General features: G+C 39.3%; 29 protein-coding genes and 2 tRNA genes. 1 reads left to right on the top strand and 30 read right to left on the bottom strand.

Annotation, left to right across the window (positions count from 1 at the left end):
- Window positions 1-86: 86 nt before the first annotated feature.
- The 6 genes from secA to A5816_RS01745 all read right to left on the bottom strand — a co-directional run bounded on the left by secA (window position 87) and on the right by A5816_RS01745 (window position 6,348).
- Window positions 87-2,621, bottom strand: a complete 2,535-nt coding sequence (secA, locus tag A5816_RS01770; RefSeq protein ID WP_002400544.1) for a preprotein translocase subunit SecA — start codon at window positions 2,619-2,621, stop codon at window positions 87-89.
- Between the two features lie 221 nt (window positions 2,622-2,842).
- On the bottom strand, window positions 2,843-3,394 hold the full coding sequence (hpf, locus tag A5816_RS01765) for a ribosome hibernation-promoting factor, HPF/YfiA family (RefSeq protein WP_002292771.1): 552 nt from the start codon (window positions 3,392-3,394) through the stop codon (window positions 2,843-2,845).
- 127 nt (window positions 3,395-3,521) lie between these two features.
- Complete coding sequence (locus tag A5816_RS01760; protein WP_086310548.1) at window positions 3,522-4,241, bottom strand: ComF family protein; 720 nt, start codon at window positions 4,239-4,241, stop codon at window positions 3,522-3,524.
- Complete coding sequence (locus tag A5816_RS01755) at window positions 4,238-5,551, bottom strand: DEAD/DEAH box helicase family protein (protein WP_086310547.1); 1,314 nt, start codon at window positions 5,549-5,551, stop codon at window positions 4,238-4,240. Before A5816_RS01755 ends, A5816_RS01760 begins: the two co-directional genes overlap by 4 nt.
- Window positions 5,552-5,632: 81 nt before the next feature.
- On the bottom strand, window positions 5,633-5,953 hold the full coding sequence (locus A5816_RS01750; protein ID WP_002292778.1) for a PTS sugar transporter subunit IIB: 321 nt from the start codon (window positions 5,951-5,953) through the stop codon (window positions 5,633-5,635).
- Between the two features lie 107 nt (window positions 5,954-6,060).
- Entirely contained in the window at window positions 6,061-6,348 is a 288-nt protein-coding gene (locus tag A5816_RS01745) for a hypothetical protein (RefSeq protein ID WP_086310546.1), read from the bottom strand.
- A gap of 127 nt (window positions 6,349-6,475) precedes the next feature.
- Here A5816_RS01745 and A5816_RS01740 point away from each other — a divergent pair, with 127 nt between their 5' ends.
- Window positions 6,476-7,120 carry a YigZ family protein gene (locus A5816_RS01740; RefSeq protein ID WP_086310545.1) on the top strand — a complete coding sequence of 215 codons (645 nt, stop codon included), beginning with the start codon at window positions 6,476-6,478 and terminating at the stop codon, window positions 7,118-7,120.
- A gap of 57 nt (window positions 7,121-7,177) precedes the next feature.
- Here A5816_RS01740 and A5816_RS01735 read toward each other — a convergent pair whose 3' ends face one another.
- From A5816_RS01735 to A5816_RS01620, 24 genes are all read right to left on the bottom strand, one after another.
- On the bottom strand, window positions 7,178-7,885 hold the full coding sequence (locus A5816_RS01735; protein ID WP_002292782.1) for a GntR family transcriptional regulator: 708 nt from the start codon (window positions 7,883-7,885) through the stop codon (window positions 7,178-7,180).
- 219 nt (window positions 7,886-8,104) lie between these two features.
- A complete protein-coding gene (locus tag A5816_RS16165; RefSeq protein ID WP_086310544.1) occupies window positions 8,105-8,275 on the bottom strand; it encodes a hypothetical protein in 171 nt (56 codons plus the stop codon).
- A 124-nt stretch (window positions 8,276-8,399) separates the two neighbouring features.
- A tRNA-Gln gene (locus tag A5816_RS01725) sits at window positions 8,400-8,471 on the bottom strand.
- Window positions 8,472-8,477: 6 nt separating this feature from the next.
- Window positions 8,478-8,558, bottom strand: a tRNA-Tyr gene (locus A5816_RS01720).
- An 87-nt stretch (window positions 8,559-8,645) separates the two neighbouring features.
- Window positions 8,646-8,882, bottom strand: coding sequence for a DUF2969 domain-containing protein (locus A5816_RS01715; protein ID WP_002316425.1), 237 nt, complete (start codon window positions 8,880-8,882; stop codon window positions 8,646-8,648).
- Between the two features lie 110 nt (window positions 8,883-8,992).
- Complete coding sequence (locus A5816_RS01710; RefSeq protein WP_086310543.1) at window positions 8,993-9,877, bottom strand: ROK family protein; 885 nt, start codon at window positions 9,875-9,877, stop codon at window positions 8,993-8,995.
- Window positions 9,878-9,958: 81 nt separating this feature from the next.
- A complete protein-coding gene (locus A5816_RS01705) occupies window positions 9,959-10,429 on the bottom strand; it encodes an N-acetyltransferase (RefSeq protein ID WP_086310542.1) in 471 nt (156 codons plus the stop codon).
- Window positions 10,430-10,729: 300 nt separating this feature from the next.
- Window positions 10,730-11,026, bottom strand: coding sequence for a membrane protein insertion efficiency factor YidD (yidD, locus tag A5816_RS01700; protein WP_002329491.1), 297 nt, complete (start codon window positions 11,024-11,026; stop codon window positions 10,730-10,732).
- A gap of 131 nt (window positions 11,027-11,157) precedes the next feature.
- Window positions 11,158-11,334, bottom strand: a complete 177-nt coding sequence (locus tag A5816_RS01695) for a DNA-directed RNA polymerase subunit beta (protein WP_002292789.1) — start codon at window positions 11,332-11,334, stop codon at window positions 11,158-11,160.
- Window positions 11,335-11,346: 12 nt separating this feature from the next.
- The gene (gene murA / locus A5816_RS01690) at window positions 11,347-12,648 is read right to left on the bottom strand and encodes a UDP-N-acetylglucosamine 1-carboxyvinyltransferase (RefSeq protein WP_002308580.1); all 1,302 of its coding nucleotides are present in this window, start codon (window positions 12,646-12,648) and stop codon (window positions 11,347-11,349) included.
- A gap of 99 nt (window positions 12,649-12,747) precedes the next feature.
- Window positions 12,748-12,978 carry a DUF1146 family protein gene (locus A5816_RS01685; RefSeq protein ID WP_002300479.1) on the bottom strand — a complete coding sequence of 77 codons (231 nt, stop codon included), beginning with the start codon at window positions 12,976-12,978 and terminating at the stop codon, window positions 12,748-12,750.
- A gap of 395 nt (window positions 12,979-13,373) precedes the next feature.
- Entirely contained in the window at window positions 13,374-13,796 is a 423-nt protein-coding gene (locus A5816_RS01680; protein WP_002289005.1) for a F0F1 ATP synthase subunit epsilon, read from the bottom strand.
- A gap of 13 nt (window positions 13,797-13,809) precedes the next feature.
- Window positions 13,810-15,216, bottom strand: coding sequence for a F0F1 ATP synthase subunit beta (gene atpD / locus A5816_RS01675; RefSeq protein ID WP_002289006.1), 1,407 nt, complete (start codon window positions 15,214-15,216; stop codon window positions 13,810-13,812).
- A 22-nt stretch (window positions 15,217-15,238) separates the two neighbouring features.
- A complete protein-coding gene (locus A5816_RS01670; protein WP_002292792.1) occupies window positions 15,239-16,141 on the bottom strand; it encodes a F0F1 ATP synthase subunit gamma in 903 nt (300 codons plus the stop codon).
- A gap of 13 nt (window positions 16,142-16,154) precedes the next feature.
- Complete coding sequence (atpA, locus tag A5816_RS01665; RefSeq protein ID WP_002292793.1) at window positions 16,155-17,711, bottom strand: F0F1 ATP synthase subunit alpha; 1,557 nt, start codon at window positions 17,709-17,711, stop codon at window positions 16,155-16,157.
- Between the two features lie 22 nt (window positions 17,712-17,733).
- On the bottom strand, window positions 17,734-18,276 hold the full coding sequence (locus A5816_RS01660; RefSeq protein ID WP_002292794.1) for a F0F1 ATP synthase subunit delta: 543 nt from the start codon (window positions 18,274-18,276) through the stop codon (window positions 17,734-17,736).
- A complete protein-coding gene (atpF, locus tag A5816_RS01655) occupies window positions 18,263-18,787 on the bottom strand; it encodes a F0F1 ATP synthase subunit B (protein WP_002292796.1) in 525 nt (174 codons plus the stop codon). Before atpF ends, A5816_RS01660 begins: the two co-directional genes overlap by 14 nt.
- A 90-nt stretch (window positions 18,788-18,877) precedes the next feature.
- Window positions 18,878-19,093: an ATP synthase F0 subunit C gene (gene atpE, locus A5816_RS01650; protein ID WP_002292797.1), complete on the bottom strand. Its 216-nt coding sequence runs from the start codon at window positions 19,091-19,093 to the stop codon at window positions 18,878-18,880.
- A 52-nt stretch (window positions 19,094-19,145) separates the two neighbouring features.
- Window positions 19,146-19,865 (bottom strand): F0F1 ATP synthase subunit A, encoded by a 720-nt coding sequence (gene atpB, locus A5816_RS01645; protein ID WP_010732140.1) that lies wholly within the window; start codon window positions 19,863-19,865, stop codon window positions 19,146-19,148.
- A 301-nt stretch (window positions 19,866-20,166) separates the two neighbouring features.
- Window positions 20,167-20,631 carry an SsrA-binding protein SmpB gene (gene smpB / locus A5816_RS01640; protein WP_002292799.1) on the bottom strand — a complete coding sequence of 155 codons (465 nt, stop codon included), beginning with the start codon at window positions 20,629-20,631 and terminating at the stop codon, window positions 20,167-20,169.
- 21 nt (window positions 20,632-20,652) lie between these two features.
- Entirely contained in the window at window positions 20,653-23,010 is a 2,358-nt protein-coding gene (gene rnr / locus A5816_RS01635) for a ribonuclease R (RefSeq protein WP_002314673.1), read from the bottom strand.
- A 2-nt stretch (window positions 23,011-23,012) separates the two neighbouring features.
- Window positions 23,013-23,768, bottom strand: coding sequence for a carboxylesterase (locus A5816_RS01630; protein WP_002300470.1), 756 nt, complete (start codon window positions 23,766-23,768; stop codon window positions 23,013-23,015).
- 102 nt (window positions 23,769-23,870) lie between these two features.
- On the bottom strand, window positions 23,871-24,107 hold the full coding sequence (gene secG / locus A5816_RS01625; protein WP_002292802.1) for a preprotein translocase subunit SecG: 237 nt from the start codon (window positions 24,105-24,107) through the stop codon (window positions 23,871-23,873).
- 117 nt (window positions 24,108-24,224) lie between these two features.
- Window positions 24,225-24,503, bottom strand: a complete 279-nt coding sequence (locus A5816_RS01620) for a GNAT family N-acetyltransferase (protein ID WP_086310541.1) — start codon at window positions 24,501-24,503, stop codon at window positions 24,225-24,227.
- Window positions 24,504-24,608: the final 105 nt, after the last annotated feature.

Genomic DNA, 24,608 nt, shown 5'->3' with positions numbered 1-24,608 from the left:
AGTCTAACAGAATCGGCAAATAACAGAAAGAAGGTGAGACGAATTCTTTAAAAAAGAATTTGTCTCACCAATCCTGCTGTCAGAAATTAGTTTGCATCTTTTCCGTGACAGTTCTTATATTTTTTCCCGCTTCCACAAGGACAAGGATCATTTCTACCAACCTTGTTCACATGGATTGGTTGTTTTTTCGCGCTAGTATTACTGTTTTCTTTGGCATCTCCATCTTCTGAGTGAGAAGCTGTTCCTTGAGAAACTTGCTCACGCTGTACGTTTTGACGGATCTCAGCTTTCATGAAGATACGAGTGACTTCATATTCAATGGCACCTACCATATCTTCGAACATCTTGTAGCCTTCTGTTTGGTATTCGACTAATGGATTGTTTTGACCATAGGCACGCAAGCCGATTGACTGACGTAATTGGTCCATTGCATCGATATGATCTGTCCATTTAGAATCCACGACACGTAAGATCACGACTTTTTCGAATTCCAGCAGCTGCTCTGGTCCGTTCAATTGAGCTGCTTTGGTATTGAATACTTCTTGTGCTCGTTCGTTTAGATATTCTTTGATTTCTTGAGGGGTTTTTCCTTCGATATCTGTAAGGGAAATACTGTCTTCATGGACAAGCGTGCTGCCAGCAAAATCGACGATACTTTCCAAATTCCAATTTTCTTTTTCTAATTGCGTATGCGCATCTACCACACGACTGATTGTCCGTTTGACCATATTCATCAGTGGTTTAGATAAGCTTTTTTCTTCCATGATTACTTCTTGACGCTGTTTATAGATTACTTCACGTTGCTCACGCATCACGTCATCGTATTGCAAGACGTTCTTACGTGTGTCGTAGTTGTTTCCTTCTACGCGTTTTTGTGCAGATTCTACTTGTTTCGTCAGCATCTTGCTTTGGATCACAGCGTCTTCGTCACCGATCTTCATTCGATCTAAGAAAGCTTTGATTCGTTCTGAACCGAATCGTTTCATCAAATCATCTTCTAAAGACAAGTAGAATTGTGACATACCAGGGTCTCCTTGACGTCCTGCACGTCCTCGAAGCTGGTTATCGATACGACGAGATTCATGTCGTTCTGTCCCGATAACTGCTAAGCCACCAAGTTCTCTTACGCCAAGCCCTAGCTTGATATCTGTTCCCCGACCAGCCATGTTGGTAGCAATCGTCACTGCGCCTTTTTGACCCGCATTCATGATGATCTCTGCTTCTTTAAAGTGATTTTTCGCATTCAGTACTTCATGAGGAATACGTTCTTGATTCAGCATATCTGATAATAACTCAGATGTTTCAACCGCAACAGTTCCGACTAAGACAGGCTGTCCTTTGCGGTAGCGATCTTTGATATCTTGTACGACAGCATGGAACTTGCTTTGTAATGTTGGGTAAAGCAAATCTGGACGATCGTCACGGATGACCGGACGGTTTGTCGGAATTTGGTATACTTGAATATTATAAATCTCTCTGAACTCTTCTTCTTCTGTCTTAGCTGTACCAGTCATCCCCGCAAGTTTCTTGTACATACGGAAATAGTTCTGGAAAGTAATCGTCGCCATCGTTTTCGTTTCGTCTTCGATCTCTACGCCTTCTTTAGCTTCGATTGCTTGATGAAGACCATCTGAATAACGGCGTCCATCCATGATCCGGCCCGTAAATTGGTCAACAATCAATACTTTTCCATCTTGAACAACATAATCGATGTCTAAAAGCATGATGTAGTTGGCTCTCAATGCTTGATCCAAGTGATGGGTCAATGCAGTATTTTCAATGTCATATAAGTTGTCCAAACCGAATGTTTCTTCAGCTTTTTCGATCCCTGCTTCCGTTAAACTGATTGTTTTTGATTGTACATCGATTTTGTAATCTTCTTCTTCTTTCAAACGTTTCACGAAGTTGTCTGCTCTTGTATATAAAGCTGTTGATTTTTCTGCTTGCCCTGAAATGATTAGCGGCGTTCTCGCTTCATCAATCAAGATCGAGTCAACTTCATCGACAATGGCATAATTCAGCGGACGTTGTACCATTTGATGGCGGTAAACGACCATGTTGTCTCTCAAATAGTCAAATCCTAATTCATTATTTGTGCTATAAGTGATATCGCAATTATAAGCCTCGCGTTTTTCATCCGAAGATTTTGAGTTGATATTCAACCCAACTGTCAATCCTAAGAAATTATAAAGCTCGCCCATTTCCGTCGAGTCACGGGTTGCTAAATATTCATTGACGGTAACTACGTGGACCCCTTCGCCAGTCAAAGCATTCAGATACACCGGCATCGTTGCGGTCAAGGTTTTACCTTCACCAGTACGCATTTCAGGGATATTCCCATCGTGAAGCACGATCCCACCCATCAATTGTACGTGGTATGGATATAACCCCAATACACGTTTTGCTGCTTCCCGAACGACTGCAAAAGCTTCCGGAAGTAATTGATCTAATGTTTCTCCTTTTTGGTATCTGCCCTTGAATTCAGCAGTTTTTGCTTGTAATTGTTCATCAGTTAATGCTGCCATTTGGTCAGCGTATGATTCAACTTTTTTTGCAATGCTATCTAAACGTTTTAGTTCTTTCTTATCGTTTTCGATAAGTGAACGAATCAAATTGGCCATGCGTTGTGTAATCTCCTTTTCCTTCTGTGTATTATCCAGACTATGTAGACTCTACTTTTCATTTTATCATTAGTTATAGATAATTGAAATATCTTAATCGTATTAAAGTAAGAACTTCATAATTTATTCATATTTTAACTAGAAAAGAGACGAACTCAAAAAAACTTGCGGCAGCTATTGACAGCTGCTGCAAGTTTTTGATGTTATTTAAGTATGGCTGATCAGTCTGTTTCGATCAATCCGTATTTTCCATCTTTTCGGCGGTAAACGATACTTGTACCATTTGTTTCTGCATCTTCAAAAATAAAGAAGTTATGTCCCAGCATGTTCATTTGTAAGACTGCTTCTTCACTGTCCATTGGTTTCAATGAAAGGCGTTTTGTACGTACGATATCTAATTCAGAATCGTTTTCGTTTTCTTCCTCTCCATTGAATAAAACAGCAGCATCTGCAGTATTCATGCCCGTTTCACGGGATTTACGATTGATTTTTGTTTTGAATTTGCGGATTTGGCGTTCCAATTTGTCAACAACCAAATCGATACTTGCGTATAGATCTGGAGAAGTTTCTTCGGCACGTAATACAAGATAAGGTAATGGGATCGTTACTTCCACTTTTGCTGTTTTTTCTGTATAAACTTTTAAGTTCACATGCGCCGTAGCATCGGGTGCGTCACTGAAATAGCGTTCTAGTTTGCCTACTTTTTTCTCAACGTAGTCGCGAATCGCTTCAGTTACTTCGATATTTTCGCCGCGTACATTATATCTAAACATAAAAATTACCCCTTTCGTCTACCACAATCAAGAAGGAGAAGGACCACTCTTTCCCTCTTCTTAATTCTATTATATCGAACTCTAGGTTATTTGCAAATTAAATCGCTATCAAATTTCCACATCTGATTCATCTTGCCAAAGAAATGGTTCGGATGATTTTCGGCTGTGCGGTCTGCAAGCAATCTGCTGCATGAAAAAGTGTCTGACCTGTTGTATAGACATCGTCAATAATCAATATTTTTTTATGTTGTATCTTAGAAAAGGGTACAGCAAGCTCAAAAGGCTGAGGCATCTCCAATCTTTCCTTTCGCGTGTTTTTTGCTTGAGCAAGCAGATGCTGCTCTCTTTTGAGTAGCATCTGAAAAGGAATTTTTGCTGCTTTCAACATCTCACTTACTTGATTGAATCCTCTTTCTAGCCACCTTTTTTCAGATAAAGGTATTGGACAATAAACATATGCCGGGTAATCTTTTTTTATCTGAGTCCATTTATATGCAAAAGTCCCTGCTAATCGGATGTCTCCCATAAACTTGTACCGATTGATCCAAGCTTGCATCTTTTCATCGTACGTAAAAAAGGCGCGGTGTTGAAAATCATATGCAGGATATTTCTTCTTCCATTCTTGACAGTCGTTGCAGTAAACGAAACTAGTCTTTGCTTTCTTTTTTGTATCCTCGTATTTCAAATTGATTGGTTTTTGACAACCTGCACAACCTTTTGCTTCCAATAAATGGAATTGTGCGCGGCAAACTGAACATGTCTGAGGAAGTCTATATTTCGACACACCGATGATCTCGCTGAATGTTAAATTTTGGATGATGTCTTTACTGCAGCAACTACATCTCACAGCATCTTCTTCCCTTCTTCGTTCATTTCTTTGATTTCTTGACAGGCTTTTCGAATAGCTGAAGTTTTTTCTTCATAGAAAAAATAGACCCGACTGTTCGTATAAGGACCTTTACGATCAGCTCTTCCTGCGATTTGCACCAAAGAGGATTTAGTAAAAACTGGATGATCTGCTCCTAAAACGATGACAGAGATTCTTTCAAATGTGACTCCTCTTTCTAAGATCATCGTGGTTAACAGTATCTCGTATGTTGCTTCTCGCATTTTCTGAACTTTTTTTGCCCGTTGATCGTCTTGTGAAGAAACATCTGTTATCTCATATTCTGGAAAAGCTTCTTGCAGTGTGACTTTTAAACGATGCATCATCGTAATACTTGGACAAAATAAAAGGATACGGTTTTCTTTGATTAGTTGCTGAATGATTCGCACCAAAGAGTTGATTTTCTTTTTGTTCCCACATTTTTGTCGCCAATTATTCATGAAAACAAGTACGGGTTCAGGAAGCAAGCGCCGATGAAAGCGCAAGGCAAGTTTGTGGAGCTCAAATGTCTGCTTGATTTCCTTTAGTAACTTCTCATCAGGCGTGGCACTTAAGTAGATGAATCGGCCGTCTGATCTGATTGCTGTTTGCACAGCGTGAGCTAGCCCAGTGTCCCCGCTATAAGGAAAAGCATCAATCTCATCAATTACTAATAAGTCAAAGGATCGATAAAAACGGTATAGTTGATGAATCGTACAGATAACAAAAGAACTAAAGGTATAAGCTGTTGTTGTGTTCCCATGGAGCAACATGATTGTTTCTTCTGGAAAAACAGGACGATAGCGTAAAAACAATTCATTACAAACGTCGACTCGCGGTGTACAAATGGCTACTCTTCCTCCAGCTTTTAACGTTTTCACTAAAATCGGATAAAGCATTTCTGTTTTTCCTGCACCTGTTACCGCCCAAATAAGATGGTGTTTTTTTTCTGAATGATAAAGTATCCTCTCTGCGATTTCCGTTTGTTTTTCAGTAAGCTGTCCTGTCCAAGAAAAGACGACTTCTCGAGGTTCTGCTTTTGGCTGATCAAATAAATATAACTCTTGTTGACTGTCGCATCGCCCTAAAGACAAGCAATGTATGCAAAAATAGCCATAGTCTGCAAGCAGTCCCTCAAAGACAGGCGTTTTCACTCCACAACGATGACAAAGAATCCTGTTACCTAAATGTTCTACTGCTGCAATCTTCTTATAATTTGGTAAGTTTCCCTCCTCACAGTCCATTGCTTCAATCTCTCTCGTAAGAAGCCTTCTGCCCCAAAAATGATTCATATCATTCGCCCTAAAAAAATATACGAAAAAACAAGCAATCTTTTTTTTGGATTGCTTGTTCGATAGTTCTATATAATCTATTTATTCACCAATCAATGTAATTGCTTGGTCTAATACTTTTTCGCCATTCATCATTCCATAATCAGCCATATTGATGACGTCTAAAGGAATGCCTTTTGGTTCCAGACGTTTTTCAAAATCAGCTTTCATAAAGCGAACTTGAGGTCCTAATAACAGTACATCTACATCTTTATTTGCAAGATTATTATCTGCATCAGAAGCTGACACAGCGAAAATATCAGAATCGATTCCTTTTGCTTCCGCAGCTTTTTGCATTTTTGTTACGAGCAAACTTGTGCTCATACCAGCCGAACATACAAGCATGATTGTTTTTTTAGCCATACTTTTCTCTCCTTTTTAAAACAGACTACGCAAACGTTTTCTTAGCGTCTGTTACTCTATTATATAAAAAGAAAGAAATTTGTCAACGTTTTCTAAACACGGTTTATTTAATCAAATAGCCAGCTAGATTTCACTAATTTATTGAATACGACATATTCTTTATCCAAATTGATGACCACTACTTCATAGCCTGCATTTAACCAGCCGTAGGCACCCTTTTCTGGATGTTTATAGTCATTTGCCCACCAATCTGTGCTTTCCCTGGCTGTTTTGGGAAGTCCGTTACTGGGAAACAACAGTTCATCAAATTGGGTAAAGGTCAATGTTACTTGGAAGCCGCCGTTGTTCTTCAAATAATGCGTAATTGCATCGTACTTTTTCATTCGTTCCTTCATCCCCGGATCCACCTGCCTTTGTCTTTATTATCGCATACTACAGCAATTGCGCAACCGTTATAGTGTTGAAACAACCTAGAACTTTCTTTATACTGAATAAAGCAACCGAAAAAAAAGAGGTGACAAGATGATCGAACGTTATCGTACAATCAAAGAAAATGGACAAAGTGAGATCGAAATCAAGAAATCACGCTTTATCTGTTCTCTTAAACGAATAGAATCAGAAGAAGAAGCGAAAAACTTCATCCAAGAAATAAAAAAAGAACATTGGAAAGCAAACCATAACTGCAGTGCCTTCGTCATTGGCGAAAAAAATGAGATCCAACGAAGCAGCGATGATGGCGAACCAAGTGGAACGGCGGGCGTACCGATGTTGGAAGTCCTCAAAAAAAATCAACTGATCAATGTAGTTGCAGTAGTCACTCGATATTTTGGAGGAACGAAACTCGGCACGGGCGGATTGATACGAGCATACACTCATGCGGTCTCTCAAGCATTGTCCGACATTGGAATCGTAGAAGGTACCTTGCAACAGGAGATCTCCATCGTGATCACGTATCCGCAACTAGGAAAATTACAAAATTATCTTGAACTACAGCATTTTTTCATAAAAGAAATCCAATACACTGATCAGGTCATCGTCATCTGTGCAGTGAATGAAAAAAATGCTGACAGCTTTAAAGAATCCATCATTGAGCTGCTGAACGGACAAGTCCAATTTGAAGAAGGCCCTGTTTCTTATCACGAGCAACTGATAACTGATCATATATAAAAACAGGTGATTCTGATTCTCTTTTTTTCGAATAAGGAATCAGGGATCACCTGTTTTTTATTTTTCCAAATAAAACTCAAAACGATTTCCTACATATTGCGTACGCACATACTCAAATGGCGTACCATCTTCAAAATAGGAAATCTGACGCAAACGAAGAACTGCATCTCCTCGTTTCACCTCTAAATAGTCTGCGATTTTCTCAGAAGCCAATACAGCAGTAATCGTTTGATTCGCTGGACCGATTTTTTTTCCGCCTTTTTCTTCTAATGTGCGATACAGCGATTCAGTAATCTCTGCTTTGCTGTAGCCATCGATCAACTTTTGCGGAACACTGGCTACTTCAAAACAAATAGGGACATCGTCTGCAAAACGAATACGTTCCATTCGCAAGATCGTGTCATCTTTACTCAAGTTTAGTTTTTCCATTTCACTTGAGCTTGGCGAAGTCAAAAAGTAAGAGATTGTTCGACTAGACGGTACTCTATTTTGCGATTCCATGATTTCTGTAAAACTTGTCGCGCCAGACATCTTTTCTTGTACTTTTTCTCGCGCAACATATGTACCCGAACCGATCTTTCTTTCTAAGATTCCTTCATCTGCCAAGTTTTGAATTGCTTGTCTCAACGTCATACGGCTGACATTGAATTTCACTGCTAATTCTCTTTCTGAAGGAAGACGGTCTCCGACTTTCCATATACCTTGTTCGATTTCATTTTTTAATTGGTCATGAATCTGTATATATACAGGTAATTGATTCGACATAACGTACACCCGTCCTTTCGTTTCTTCTATTATAACTGGTATATACCTGATTCACAACTGAAAAAGATAAAGGATTCTATCCATAAACAGATGATGTAGGTACAAATCTTTCTTCCCATTCCTATTAATAGAATTCATTTTCTAGATATGTCCAATTGAGAAAATAACAAAAGACCCTATAATCGCTGAAAATGCCGATTTATGGATCTTTTGTTATTATTAGCGGTTTTTAGCCATCCATTTTTTTGTATGATTCGTTGGGCGTTTTGATTTTACATGGACTGCTTTTTCGCCTTTTTTAGGAATGTTCACTTCGATATCGTATTTTTCTGATTTGACCAATTCATATAACTTTTCAGCTGCTTCGTCTACTTTTTCTTTCCACTTCATTTTGACCCCTCCAATTCTTTTTGTTAACTTAACTCTATCTTAAATTGACAGAATCTTCAAGGAACAAGGTAGCAAAGCAAAAAAAAGAGCTCTCGAACTAACGAGAGCCTACGGTTGTGCTATACTGGGGTAGCTGGATTCGAACCAACGCATGAGGGAGTCAAAGTCCCTTGCCTTACCGCTTGGCTATACCCCAATGAAATGGAGGAGAGTGGATTCGAACCACTGAACCCTAAGGAACGGATTTACAGTCCGTCGCGTTTAGCCACTTCGCTACTCCTCCGAAAGGTTTGTATCAACCTGACTTAGTTATAATACCTAATTTTCCAGATTTTTGCAACCCTTTATTGAAAGTTTTTTTGATATTTTTTTATTCGTGCAGATTCCAGTGACGAATCACTGTTTCTATCGCATTTTCAAGACTTTTTTCTTTCCCAAAATCTTCTTCACCAAAGAAAATTTCATATTCTTTTGGTCCATAGGCTAAAATTTCACCAATCATTTTTTTCCCTATAAATAACTGAGTGACTTCATAATTCTTACCTTTGATATCTTTTTTTACTTCTTCGATACGCACTTCAATATCTTTATTTTTTTTTGACATCATTTTCACCTCTCAGACATTTTATCATATTGCAGCCAATAAAACATTCCTTAGGTAAAAATCTCTTGTCCATTTCATCTTCTTTTATACAAGAGGCGACTTCTCTAAAGCTCTTAATTCTCCCCTTGACCTATAGCGATATAGTTGGCCGCTGCGCCTACAAGATTAGCATCGTTTCTGTATTCACACAATAGGATCTGTGGCTCGAAATCATGCAGGTCGAATTGATCTGTCAACTTCTTCATTCTACTTTGGATCTCATCAATGAGCCCATCCTTTGCAGAAACACCACCGCCTAATACGATAACTTCCGGATCGAATGAAAATTGGATACTGAATAAACCTTTTGCAAGGTACGTATAAAAACTCTCAACTTCTTCTTTTGCTATTTCATCCCCGGTTTCTGCTAATTCAAAGACGTCTTTTCCGGTATAAGTATTCTTATCGACTCCTTTGCGTTCACAATACCGCCAAGCCATCTGTACGGCTGTACCAAGTTTACTAAATGTCTGATCGCCCTCTAAGAACATCAAACCGAATTCTCCACCATAAAGATGTGCACCTTTATTGATTTGGCCTTTCGTGAACATCGCCCCGCCGATCCCAGTTCCTACCACGACAAAAGCAACATCTTGATAATCACGAGCAGCTCCTTCATAAAACTCAGCCATTCCGGCACAGTTGGCGTCATTTTCAATCGTTACCGGAAGTTGAAACAAAGTTTCCAAATCTCTAAAAATATTAAAGCCATGAATATAAGGAATCGCACTGATGCCCTCAATTACCTGTTTCTCATTATTCACTACTCCAGGTGAGCTGATCCCAATTCCTTCAATTTCAAAGGAAAGACTCATGTCTTTATAGACTTGTAATAATTGCGCTTTCATTTCTTCCCAAGATTCAGGCGTTGTAAATTGGCCCTTGCCTTTGACATCTTTACTATCCCAACAACCATATTTGACAGCCGACCCGCCAAAATCAAAAACTAATATCCCCATAAAAATATTCTCCTTTTTGCTTGCTAAAGCTATTGTAATGTATATTTTCAGTATTTGAAAGCATTTTCTCGGATCACAAGTCTATTCGTTAAAGCTGGTTTTGTGTAAGTGACTTGCTAAAATCACTTGATCTCGCAATTGTTCTCCGTTCTCAAAAATCGGTTTAGAATAATGATGGATAAAATAATCTTTGACTCGACCAATCTCCACATAGCCCATTTTTTGATAGAGATGTAACGCAGCACTGCTAGTACTGCCGGTTCGTACGATGATCTGAGTTTGACTGGAAGCAAGTTGTGAAAGCTTCTGAAAAGCTGTCTCAAGGAGTTTCCCACCAATCCCTTTTCCTTGATGCGAAGGTTCTACAGCTACGTTAACGATTTCGAATTCTTTTTCCCTTACTATATAGATCAGTATACCTATTGTTTTTTCTTTTTCTTTCCATATCCAGCCGTTTCCCTTTGAAACATATACCTGAACTTTTTCTTTATCAGGATCTGCATCTAATAACAAGGACCATGGTAAATCTATCTTATTGAGTTCTTCGATCATTTTTGACCTCCATATATGTAGTCATGAAGTCGTTGCTTTGATAGTCACTCTCTCTTTTCTTTATTGCTCAGTGCTACCCGTATTTTTCACAACCTTTTTTTGACGGTGTTCAACATCCAGCACTTCGGCAATAACTCACAATTTTGCAAAATATGGGAAGCTATTTTCCAAATTGTTTCTTTATTGCTCAGTGCTACCCGTATTTTTCACAACCTTTTTTTGACGGTGTTCAACATCCAGCACTTCGGCAATAACTCACAATTTTGCAAAATATGGGAAGCTATTTTCCAAATTGTTTCTTTATTGCTCAGTGCTACCCGTATTTTTCACAACCTTTTTATAATCTGGTTCTTTTTTATCTTTCTTATTTCTCGTTAATTGAAAGGTCAAAGGTACATAATCGATGCCGCCTTTGACAAAGGGATGACAGCGTAAGATCCGAGCCGTCCCCATTACCGTCCCTTTTAGCGCACCATGAGTTTGAATTGCTTTTATCATATAATTAGAACAGGTTGGATAATAGCGGCAACTAGGAGGAAATGCAGGCGAAATAAAGCGCTGATATCCTCTAACTAAATAAATCAATATCTTCTTCATCAACTAGATTCCTTCTTTTCTTTTACTAAAAAAAGGGATCGCGACTAAAGTCAACGTTCCCTTCTGTTTTCTTTTATCCTATGCTGCTTCATGGCTCATTTCCTATCGACTAGAACCACCGTAATTAATTATCAATGAAAAAAGTCTCGAATATGAATCCACAAGCTTGGTTGAAATACTTTAAATGGATTGCCACCACCGATGACACCATATCCAATCATCGTTCCGGCTACAAAAAGAAGGATAAGCAATAAGATCACCACTAAAATCTTTATCAGAGTTAATAAGATATATCGTTGGTTACTCATTCAGCCACTTCCTTATGCAATCGTTTGTGCTGTTTTTTCAGCAGGAGTTTGATCCATGTCTACACGTTCAACATCTGCACCTAATTTTTGTAGTTTGATATGGAAGTTATAATAGCCACGGTCTAGATAATTCAAGTTGCGGACACGTGTGATTCCATTTGCTTTCAAGCCAGCTAAAACTAATGCTGCTGCTGCACGCAAGTCTGTTGCATACACTTCCGCACCTTGCAATTCATGGTTTCCATCCATGATTGCTACATTTCCATCGATTTTGACGTGGGCGTTCATACGGCGCATTTCTTCTAAATGTTGGAAACGATTTTCAAAAACTGTTTCAGTCACTACGCTTGTACCTTCTGCCACTAATTGGATGGCTGTCATTTGCGCTTGCATATCTGTAGGGAAACCAGGATGAGGCATCGTTTTTACATCTGTAGGTAAGATATGTTTTGGTCCGATGACACGGATTCCGCCTTCTTCTTCAATGATTTCTGCACCCATTTCGATCAATTTAGAAATCAATGGGCGGTTATGTTCAGAGATAGCATCAGCAATCAGTACATTGCCTTCTGTCATTGCAGCAGCGACCATAAAGGTACCAGCTTCGATACGATCTTGTACGATTGAATGGTTGACTGCATGTAAATGATCAACGCCTTCGATACGCATTGTTTCAGTACCCGCTCCATAGACATGAGCACCCATTTTATTCAAAATATTTGCTAAATCAACGATTTCTGGTTCGCGAGCTACGTTTTCAATGATGGTTGTTCCTTTTGCTTTTACGGCAGCCATCATGATATTTTGAGTAGCACCTACACTAGGAAAATCTAAATAAATCGTGTTACCGATCAATTCATCTGCAATTGCTTCAATATAGCCGTTTTTTTGAATAATTTTTGCTCCTAAAGCTTGAAATCCTTTTAAATGTAAATCGATTGGGCGTTTACCAATCGCACATCCACCAGGCATAGCCACTTTTGCATGTCCATTTCTAGCAAGTAGCGGTCCCATCACAACGATTGAAGCACGCATTTGACTAACATATTCATAAGGCGCTTCGATCTCTAATTGTCTTGAAGCGTCGATTGTTACTTGATTCTTTTGTTCATCAAAATCTACATCTACATTTAAGTGACGAATCACTTGATTCATAGTGAAGACATCAGAAAGAATCGGAACGTTGTCTAATGTCGTAATACCTTCTTCTGCTAACAAACTGGCAGCTAAAATAGGCAATACAGCATTTTTAGCTCCTTCAATTCTTACTGTTCCATTTAATTGATTGCCACCTCTTACGATGATCTCTTCCATGTTGTTGTTCCCTCCAAAAAATTCCAATGAGCATACACTTACTCAAAATCTTTTCTATTATAACACCCTTGCTTTTAAAATAGTACCTTTTTTTAAAATTTACAGGCTAACGAAAAGATTTCGGCATAAAGCGATAACTTCTAAGAAAAAATTACTTGCAGTGTACCCTAAAAAGATTGAAAAAAGTACGATTGCCATTCTAATTTGCGTATTATGCATTGGTCTAAAAAAAGTCTCAATGCGTAACGAACGTAAAGACCAGAAGGCTAAGTAAATAAACGCCAAATGACTCACGATTCGAAGTATCGCATCAATTCCGTATACTTGCATAATGACGTCCTTTCTAACAGTTGTTTTTATAATAACTAATAAAATGATAATACCATAAAATGTATAAAAGGAAAAACAAGTATACTTAAAAATAGAGGAATACCCTTACATTTTTAGGAAATAAGGGAAAAATATGCAAAAAAAGAGACTGAGACAAAAGTCTTGTCTCAGTCCTTTATTCCAAATAAACGGTGTTCTCCTGCCAACTCCTCGGTCACAAGCCATAATATTCATCAAACATGAGAACCTGTTTTTTAATTTGTTCCTTGTGACTCGGAGCTAAATGGCAGGCTCACGACCTCTGATTCAGGGTGTTCCAGAAGTAGCTTCTTCGGAAATAAGCTGACCACTTCTGTCACAACCTCTGATTCACGGATAAACATCCGCTTCTCATGTTATGAGTGCTTAGATACTTTAATACGATTGATTGCTCGATGCAACGCAACAGTTGCCCGCTTCAATTCGTTCGTATCTTGTTTTGCTTTTGCTTCTTCGATTTGGCGTTCTGCACGTTGTTTTGCACGTTCCGCACGAGATACATCGATATCCCGTTCACGTTCCGCACTATCAGCAACGATTGAAACAACATTATCACGCACTTCCATGATTCCGCCATTCACAGCAATCCAATCGACATGGGTATCTGAATCTGTTCGTTTTACACGAACTTCATCAATCGTCAAAGGAACGATGATCGGTGCATGTTTAGGCAAAATCCCAAGCTCACCAGCTGTCGTACGTGCGACGACGATAGCTGCATGGTGATCATAGACCAAACCGGCAGGAGTTACCACATTTACTGTTAAATATTGATCCATGGGGCACCCCTTTCTAGTAGCCTAGTGTTTTCGCTTTTTCTACGACGTCTTCGATTCGGCCAACACTTCGGAAAGCTTCTTCAGGAAGATCATCGTATTTGCCTTCCAAGATTTCGCGGAATCCTTTCACTGTTTCTTCTACAGGAACATAAGAACCTGGAAGACCAGTAAATTGTTCAGCCACGTTAAAGTTTTGTGACAAGAAGAATTGGACTCTGCGGGCACGAGAAACTAACACTTTTTCCTGATCGGATAATTCATCCATACCTAAGATAGCAATAATATCTTGTAATTCACGATATCGTTGCAATACGTGTTGGACTTCTGTTGCTACTTTATAGTGTTCTTCTCCCACGATTTCAGGTGCTAAAGCACTTGAAGAAGAAGCCAATGGATCTACCGCTGGATAAATCCCTTGTTCTGTTAATTTACGTTCCAAGTTGGTTGTCGCATCCAAATGGGCGAATGCTGTTGCCGGCGCCGGGTCAGTGTAGTCATCGGCTGGCACATAGATGGCTTGGATCGATGTAATCGAACCTTTTTTCGTAGATGTGATACGTTCTTGCAATTGACCCATTTCTGTTGCCAATGTTGGTTGATACCCAACTGCAGAAGGCATCCGTCCTAACAAGGCTGATACTTCAGATCCAGCTTGAGTGAAACGGAAAATATTGTCGATAAACAACAGTACATCTTGGCCTTCTACATCACGGAAATATTCCGCGATCGTCAAACCAGTTAACGCAACACGCATACGTGCACCTGGTGGTTCGTTCATTTGACCAAACACCATGGCTGTCTTTTCGATAACTCCTGAATCTTTCATTTCATAATACAAGTCATTACCTTCACGAGTACGTTCACCGACACCGGTAAATACAGAAATACCACCGTGTTCTTGGGCGATATTATGGATCAGTTCTTGGATCAGTACGGTTTTACCAACACCGGCACCACCGAATAGTCCAACTTTCCCACCTTTTAAATATGGGGCAAGCAAGTCGATAACTTTGATCCCTGTTTCCAAAATTTCTGTACTTGTACTTAATTCGTCAAAGGCTGGTGCTTTTTTATGAATTTCGCTTCTTTCCGCATCTTCTGGGAAAGGTGTTTCTAAATCGATCGTATCTCCTAGTACGTTGAATACGCGACCTAATGTTTCTTTACCTACAGGAACAGAGATTGCTTTGCCTGTATCAATGACTTCCATTCCTCTTTGTAAACCATCTGTTGATTCCATCGCAATGGTCCGGATCACTCCGTCCCCTAATTCTAATGCTGCTTCAAGAACAACTTTTGATTTATTTTCGTCATTTTTATAAACAACTAATGCGTTGTTGATATCTGGTAAGGATTGGTCTAAAGAAAATTCCACGTCGACAACGGGACCGATTACTTGAACAATCTTGCCTGAACTCATCTTTTTTCCTCCAATCTCAATACTATTCTAGTGCCGAAGCTCCGGCAACAATTTCGGTAATTTCTTGGGTAATAGCCCCTTGTCTTGCACGGTTATAAGAAACCGTCAGCTCATCAATGATATTAGCAGCATTATCAGTTGCTGTTTTCATTGCTGTCATACCAGCAGCATGTTCTGCTGTTTTGGCGTCAACGATCGCACCGTAGATCAAACTTTCAGCATACTGAGGCAATAACTGAGACAAGATTTCTTCTTTTGAAGGTTCAAAAATATATTCTTGTTCGAAAGTCGTTGCTTCTTCTGGATCTAAGTCTGAGATTGGCAGCATTTTTTCTACACGAAACTGACTAGTTAGCGAATTGATATGATGGTTATAACATACGTATAATTCATCGAATACTTCGTTTTGGTACATAGTTGTTGCCATATTTACGATTTTGCGGACTTCATCAAAGCTTGGCTGATCAGATAAATTGCGCAGCTCATATGCTAGGTTGATACCGCGTGCTTTAAAGAAGTCTGCACCAGTTCCGCCAATTGCGATCATCACGTAATCATCGGGTGATTGGTGGTCTTCTTCTAAAATAGACATCGTTTGTTTCAATATCGAACTGTTATATCCACCGACCAGACCGCCATCTGCAGTGATGACGATATAACCGGTTTTCTTCACAGGACGGCTGAGCAGCATGCTGTTGTAATTGATATCCCCTCTAGGATTTTCTGAGGCAATATCATTTAACTGAGTAGCAGTCAAATGCGTAACGATTTCTCTTACTTTTGTTGCATAAACCTGAAACTTCTGTGAAGAAGCTTCAGATTTTGTCAACTTAGAAGCAGACACCATCTGCATTGCCCGCGTGATTTGGCTCGTTTTTTTCGTTGAAGCGATACGTGTCTTGATTTCATTTAATGAAGCACCCATTCATCTCACCTCACTATGCATTTTGAATGGATTTCAATTTATCTTCTGTAGAGGAATTATTTCCTTTTGTAGCTAAGAACATGTCTTTATATTCCTGAATCGCACTGTTCAACGTTTCTTCTTCTGGAAGATCTTTTGTTGTACGGATTGTTTCAAAAATATCTGAATGATTGGTATCCAGATATTCGAATAATTCATGTTCGAAGTCTAAAATACTGTCTACAGGGATACTGTCCAAGAATCCATGTGTCAAGGCATACAAAATCACTACTTGTTTTTCAACAGCTAGCGGTGCATGCAGTTTTTGTTTCAAGATTTCTACTGTACGGCGTCCACGATTTAGTTTTGCTTGTGTTGCCGCATCCAAATCAGAACCGAATTGTGTAAATGCTTCTAATTCACGATAACTTGCTAAGTCTAGACGTAAAGTCCCAGCAACTTTTTTCATTGCTTTGATTTGCGCAGAACCCCCTACACGAGAGACAGATAGTCCGGCATCAACCGCTGGACGAGTACCTGCGTAGAACAAGTCGCTTTCTAAGAAGATTTGTCCGTCAGTGATTGAAATAACGTTTGTTGGGATATAAGCAGAGATATCTCCAGCTTGCGTTTCAACAAATGGCAAAGCAGTCATTGAACCGCCGCCTAGATCATCACTTAATTTTGCTGCACGTTCTAATAAACGTGAGTGCAAGTAGAAAACATCCCCAGGATAAGCTTCACGACCTGGTGGACGGCGAAGTAGCAAGGAAAGTTCACGATAAGCAACAGCTTGTTTTGAAAGATCATCAAAAATGATCAATACATGTTTACCGTTGTACATGAATTCTTCACCCATTGCAGTACCAGCATATGGTGCGATATAAAGCAATGGTGCTGGTTGAGACGCACCGGCATTCACAACGATTGTGTAATCCATTGCGCCATATTTTTTCAATGTTTCAACTTGTGTACGAACTGTAGAATCTTTTTGTCCGATTGCTACATAGATACAGATCATATCTTGACCTTTTTGGTTGATGATCGTATCGATCGCAATAGAAGTTTTCCCTGTTTTACGGTCACCGATGACTAATTCACGTTGTCCGCGTCCGATTGGCACAAGAGCGTCAATCGCTTTTAGCCCTGTTTGCATTGGTTCGTTAACAGATTTACGTTGCATAACGCCTGGTGCCATCGCTTCTACTGGACGAGCTTTGTCAGTAACGATTTCACCTAGTCCGTCGATTGGTTGACCTAGCGGATTGACTACCCGACCGATCAAGGCCTCTCCAACTGGAACTTCCATGATCTTACCTGTTCGTTTTACTTTATCTCCTTCACGAATGGACTCGAAATCGCCAAGGATAATGATACCTACATCATTTGACTCTAAGTTTTGCGCCATTCCGTATGAGCCGTTTGAAAATTCAAGCAACTCACCACTCATCGCGTTTTCTAAACCATGTGCACGAGCGATCCCGTCACCTACATAAGTTACGGTACCGATTTCTTCGACTGAAAGCACGTTTTGATAATTTTCAATTTGTTCTTTAATCAAGGCACTAATTTCTTCTGCTTTGATGGCCATTCGATTCACCTACCTCTTTGTACTATCTGTTTAATTGATTACGCATTTTTTCTAATTGCGTGCGAATGCTTCCGTCGATTACTCGATGGTTGGCTTCAACAATCGCGCCACCAATAATAGAAGAATCAACGATTTGTTTTAATTCAACTGATTGATAGTCCATTGTTTTTGCAACATTCTTTTCTAATTGTATTCGTTGTTCGTCTGAAAGTGGGACTGCTGTTGTGACACTTCCCAATAGTAACCCTTGATGTTCATCATATCGACGTTCATATTCTTCGATCATGAACAAAAGGTCATCCATTCGGTTATACTCATAAACAACTTCTAAAAAGTTTTTAACGATCCCATCATAACCGCTGACAAGCTTGTCCATGATTTCTCGTTTTTCATGAGGTTCTAGACGAACATCACTTAACATATTCCCTAATCCAGGTACTTGTTCATAGATTTGACGTAAACTTACGAGATCTTGATAGATTTCTTCTGCTTGATTTGAATCGATCGCCAGTTCAAATAAAGCTTTCCCGTAACGTCTTCCTACTGTATATTTATCTAGTTTCATTTGAAGAACCTAGACCTTCAATGTATTGATTGATTAATGATTCATGCATTTCTGGAGATAATTCTTTGTTCAAGATTTTTTCCGCGATTTGAAGAGAGAGTTCTGCAACGTCGTCTTTTACAGAGTTCAGCGCTGAATCACGTTCTACAGTGATATCAGCTTGGGCTTTGCTTTTTAGACGAGCTGCTTCTTCTTGAGCATCCTTCAAAATATTTTGGCGGCTTAATTCTCCACTTTCTTTCGCATTTTTGATGATATCAGCTGCATCAGAACGAGAGGCTAACAATTGTTGTTCGCGTTCTTGTTCCATTTTCGCTGAGTTGATGCGAGATTGTTCTGCAGAATCTAAATCATTGGCGATCTTGTCTTCACGTTTTTTCAAAATATCGCTGATTGGTCCCCAAGCAAAGTGCTTCAAGAGAGCCAGTAGTATCAAAAATGAGCCGCTGACAACGATGATATTACCTAACATCGCATTGCCAACTTCTGCAATTGCCAATTGATTCAGCATAGGCGAGCCTTCCTTTCTTTGGAGTATTTCTAGTTTCCATGTAAAAAAGCAGTAACAAACGATGTTGTTTCTGCCTTAATACTGATTCAATTAAACGGCAAAAACTAGAATCAAGGCGATAACTACCCCTAAGATAGGAACAGCTTCAACTAGAGCTACCCCGATAAACATTGTTGTACGGAATTGACCAGACATTTCAGGTTGGCGAGCCATTGATTCGATTGTTTTAGAGATAACTTGACCGTTACCATAACCGGCTCCGATTGCTGCTCCCATGATTGCGATTGCTGCTGCGATATAATTCATAATTGTTTTCCTCCTAAAATAGATAAATAGTAGTTTGTTTTTTAACCGAGTATTATTCTTCTACTTCAATCTTATGGCTCATATAAACCATTGACAAAGTAACAAAGACAAATGCTTGGATGCTCCCAATAAACAAGGAGAACGCGATCCAGACCATCTCTAATGGAATTGCTAATGGTAATGAGAACCAGCCTAAGCTTGTCATCATTTTTGCAATCAAGGTTAGCAAAACTTCCCCCGCATAAATATTCCCATAAAGACGTAAAGCAAGTGTTAATAAGTTTGTAAATTCTTCAATTAGTTTCATCGGAAACATAAAACTATAGGGTTTCAAGAACGAATTTACGAAATATCCTTTGAAGCCTAACTTTTTCACCCCGAATAAGTGAGTAAGTAAGATCATTATAAATGCCAAAGTTAAAGTAACAAACGGGTCTGCTGTCGGGCTTTTCCAAAGTGTTGTTTCGTTAGGTAAGACGATTTTTGTTACTAAACCGATGTTGTTTGCAACAAAAACAAATAAAAACAATGTAAATGCCAACAAATGGAAATTGCTCAATTCTTTTCTAGGCAGATTATCTGTTACGATTCCTCGACTAAAATCAATGACCCATTCTATCGCATTTTGTTTGCCTGTTGGTTTCAACTTAAGATTTCTTGTAAAAAAGTAAGTTAAGAAGAAAACAATCAAACAGGTCAGTAACACCATTATACAAACTGTACCATCAAACCAAATTGGTCCAATGTGGAACGTTAGCGAGCGTTCATCCAATCCATTTCACCTCTTTTCCCCGAAATTCACATAAAATCAATTCATGTGCGTATCTGGTTTTTTCCAATCGGTTTCTAACCACACGGTATCATACCACCATGAAACAGAAAATTCAAAACATTTTCATGAAAATTAGACACTTTTTTATTTCAGTCAAAAACGAAGCGAATTTTTCCCCATACACGGTGCTCCTGATCTAAGAAAAAACCTGTGATAATCATGTTTTATCAGATTAAATGCTAACAAATTTTATCATTAAGTAAAAGCAAAAGCACCGAATATGCGAAAAAGGATAATGAAATTATCTAGAGAAATTTTTTAATGTTCGATCAATTTGTCGATCGATATCTTTTCGTTTCAAATCTTCCCGTTTATCATACGATTTTTTCCCTTTTGCCAGACCAATCAATACCTTGGCATAGCCGTTACGAATATAGACTTTTAAAGGAACAACAGTGATTCCCGTGTTTTTCAATTCGTTTTCAAGACGAACGATTTGTTTCTTGTGCAATAATAGTTTTCTCGTGCGCAACGGATCATGATTAAAAATATTTCCTTGTTCATAAGGACTGATATGAACATTATGCAAGAAAGCTTCCCCGTTGCGGACACGAATAAATCCATCTTTCAGATTGATCCGGCTGTTTCGTATCGACTTGATCTCCGTTCCTTGCAAGACCATCCCTGCTTCCATCGTGTCGATGATCGAATAATCATGGCGAGCTTTCTTGTTTTGTGCAATTAGTTTTCCCTCGCCTTTTGGCATAGCTGTTTCCTCCAACTCATTTTATTTTTTCTTTTTCTTCTTTTTGACACCTTTGTAAAATGGCTTTTTCCCTTTTTTCTTACCGAACGTTTGCTTACTATCACTATATCGTTTGTTCTTCTTGCCATTTTTTTCTGAGCGTTTGCCTGCTTGTTTTCCTTCTCGTTTTCCAGATTTTCCATTGCGTGCTTTTGGACGTTCCAACGCAGTGACCTCTTCTGCGGAAACGAGTTCAAAATCTACTGCTCGTTCATCTGGATCAGCTTTTACTACTTTTACGCGCACTTTTTGTCCGATTTTAAAAGTCAGACCGGTTCTTTCACCTACAAGCGCTAAATGATTTTCAATAAAATGGAAGTAGTCTTGTTTCAATTCATTGATATGGATCAATCCTTCTACTGTATTCGGCAGTTCGATAAACAGTCCGAATTTCACAACAGAGCTGATGATCCCGTCGAATTCTTCTCCCACTTTGTCCATCATGAATTCTGCTTTCTTCATCGCATCTACTTCACGTTCTGTTTCTACTGCGCGACGCTCCATCTTAGAACTATGATCTGCGATTTCAGGAAGTTCCTCAGCCCATAAACTTTGATTGCTTTCACTTTTATCTTGGCTATAGGAACGGATCAGCCGATGGACGATCAGATCGGGATAGCGTCGAATAGGAGATGTAAAATGTGTGTAGTAATCTGCTGCTAAGCCATAATGCCCAAAATTGTCTTCTGAATAGCGTGCTTGTTGCATACTTCTTAGCAACATAGTATTGATAACTGCAGCTTCTGGTTTATCTTCTACTCCTTCGATCACATGCTGTAAATCTTTCGGTGTGATCGTTCCTTTCGTTCCTCGTACCAGAATGCCCAAAGCTGAAGCAAAATCAAAGAAGCGCTGCATTTTTTCTTCTTTTGGCTGTTCATGGATTCGATAAATAAACGGAAGATTTAATTTATTATAATGTTCAGCTACCGTTTCGTTGGCGGCAAGCATAAAGGATTCGATCAAGCGTTCACCTATGCCTCTGCTTCTTAGCTGGATGTCATTTGGGTGTCCTTCAGCATCAACAAGGATCTTCGCTTCACGATCCTCAAAAGAAATCGCTCCACGTTTGATTCGCATCGTTTCAAGGATTCGATGCAATTCACCCATTTCTTGGAACATAGGCACGAGCTGAGCATAGCGTTGCATCGTTTCTTCATCTTGATCTTCTAAGATTTGATTGACAGCTGTGTAGGTCATCCGTTCTGTTGTTTGGATCACACTTGGAAAAATCTCATGAGAGACAACTTGTCCATTTGGATCGATCTCCATTTCACAACTCATGGTGAGTCGTGGAACATGGGGATTCAATGAACAGATACCATTGGATAAACGTTGTGGGATCATCGGAATCACTCGATCGGTCAAATAGACACTTGTTCCTCTTTCGTATGCTTCTCTGTCCAGTTGACTGCCTTGCGTCACATAGTAAGATACATCTGCAATGTGTACTCCAAGAAAATAATTACCATTTTCTAATTTTTTGACCGTCACTGCATCATCTAGATCTTTTGCATCTTCTCCATCAATCGTAACGATGAGCTGATCTCTTAAATCTCTGCGTCCAACAATATCCTTTTCGCTGATCTGGTCTGGAACTTCATCTGCCTCAGACAACACATCATCAGGAAATTTTGTAGGGATACCGTTAGCCACGACAATCGAGAGGATATCCATGCCAGGGTCATTCTTATGACCAATCACTTGCTTGATTATCCCTTCTAAACTAGTCGCATACCCTTTTTCAGGGTAATGGGTCAGTTCGATCAGTACAATACTTCCGTCAACTGGACGAACTCCCTCTGCCGCTGCATACACTTTGAATTGGTTAAGCTTTCTATCTTTCGGGATGACCACACCATAAAGATCCGTTTCCTGTATCTCTTCGTCTGAATAAGCAACAAATTCTCCGGCTAACTGAGTAGTCGCTCGGTCTCGAATCTCCACTACTTTTCCCTCTGCTCCGCGATCCATATCTGTATTTGCTCGCTTCATGATATCAATTGCTACGGTATCCCCATCCATTGCAAAGCCAGTCGCTTCTTTCGGGATATAGATGTCATCTTCTTCGGGATCAATCGTTACAAATCCAAATCCTCGTTCATTTGCCCGAAATGTCCCTTCGACCAAGATTGGTTTTAAAGGAAGTTTCACTTTTCCTTTTTTATTGAAAACGATACTCTGTTCTCTTTCCATTTGAGCAATCGTTTGTACTAGTAATTTAAAATCATCGCTTTTTTGAAAGCCTAGACCTTCAGCGATTTCTTCCATAGAAAAACTACGTTTGCGACTGCTTTCCATGAAAAAGAGAATTTTCTCTTTTATTGTTTCTTTTGTCATATTTATTCCTCATTCCAAGGTAATTTTTCTAAAAATTCCAACACGTCTTTTTCTAATTCGCGTCTTGCTGTGCCAACTGTAATCACATGACCGCTTTCAGGATACCATTGAAGTGTCACCCGTTGGCGGCTCAATTTGCGTGCCGTTTCAAATACACCATTTGGGTCAATCATTTCATCTTTCCCAGCTTGAGCTAAAAATATCGGCTGTTGGATATCTGATAGTCTACTTTCTGCGATTGCTGCTTGGTCTTGTATATCCATTAATTGATGTTCAGCTAACGAGCGGTAAGACACAGCTTTTTCATTGATTTCTTTTTCTGATTTGCCTGCTATCTTCAGCACTTGACGTACATATTTTTCAAAATTTTCAGGCACGTTTGTTTCTACAGGAGACAGGGGCGAACAGAAAAAACCGCCGCCAATTACTGATTCTTCTTCTAGTGCTCGTACAGCAAAGATGCCACCCATCGATAATCCCAATACGGCAATATCAGAAAACTGTTCAGACTGTAAAAAATGGATGGCTTTTTTAGTATCTGCCCACCAGCTTTCTGCTTTTTCTTGCAAGATATCATATGGCTCCATCGTTCCATGTCCTTTAAATAGCGGCGCATAGACTGTATAATCTGCTTTTTCTAAAAACCGTGCGAGCATCCGGACATCATTTGGACTTCCTGAGTACGCATGAAGCAGCAAAACTGCTCGTTTTCCATGTTTTGCATAAAGGGGTTTTGGTAATTGTTTCACTCGTTTCACCTCTTTCGCCTCATTTTACCATAGTTTCTTTCATAACTTCTTCTTAAGCGTTCTCTTTGCAATAAAAAAAGCCGCCCGCCGTTGTGCGAGAGGCTTATTCGACTACTTCGAAGATAAAAATGCTAGGACAAATAATAAGATCATCCAGACAGCTCCCATGACTGCAGTTGATCGCTGCATGACAGCTTCAAAGCCGCGAGCTTTTTGTTTGCCGAATAGTTGATCCGCACCGCCGGTAAATGCACTCGCTGCACTATTTTGCTTGCTTGGCTGCATCATAATCGCAATGACCATAACAATCGATAAAACGATCACGATTCCCAAAATTAAATTATACATATAGCAGCCTCCTTCCCAAAAGATATCGTCTCTTTAACTTTATCATAGATAAAACTCCGTGACAACTCTATATAAATGGAAAAACAGCTGAAAGTGCAAAACTTTCAGCTGTTATTATTATGATTGGCGTAAGACGTCATGATATTCTGGTTTCTTCTCAAACTCTTTTTTTGCGTAAGGGCATAAAGGGATGATCTTTTTCCCTTCTCGTCTTGCTACTCCTACTCCAGTATACACTAGCTTTTCAGCTAATTTTTGACCACGATATGCTGGATCGACAAATGTATGGTCAATGATCATGATGTCTGGCCCCGCATCCGACCATGTCATTTCTCCGATTTCTTGTTGCTCATCATTGAATAAAGCAAGACGATTTTTTTCCTCTTTGATTTCCATATGCCGCACTCCTCAAATAACTGATATTTTTTTATTCCTACCTTATTTTAACAGTCTCCTGGTCTATAAACAATTATTTATCCTCGGATTGCTTACAAAAAGGAA

Source organism: Enterococcus sp. 3G1_DIV0629 (genome assembly GCF_002141285.1).
In the GTDB taxonomy this organism is placed as follows: domain Bacteria; phylum Bacillota; class Bacilli; order Lactobacillales; family Enterococcaceae; genus Enterococcus_B; species Enterococcus_B lactis.
The sequence above is the reverse complement of the archived record's forward strand: the minus strand, read 5'-3'. Positions and strand labels throughout refer to the sequence as shown.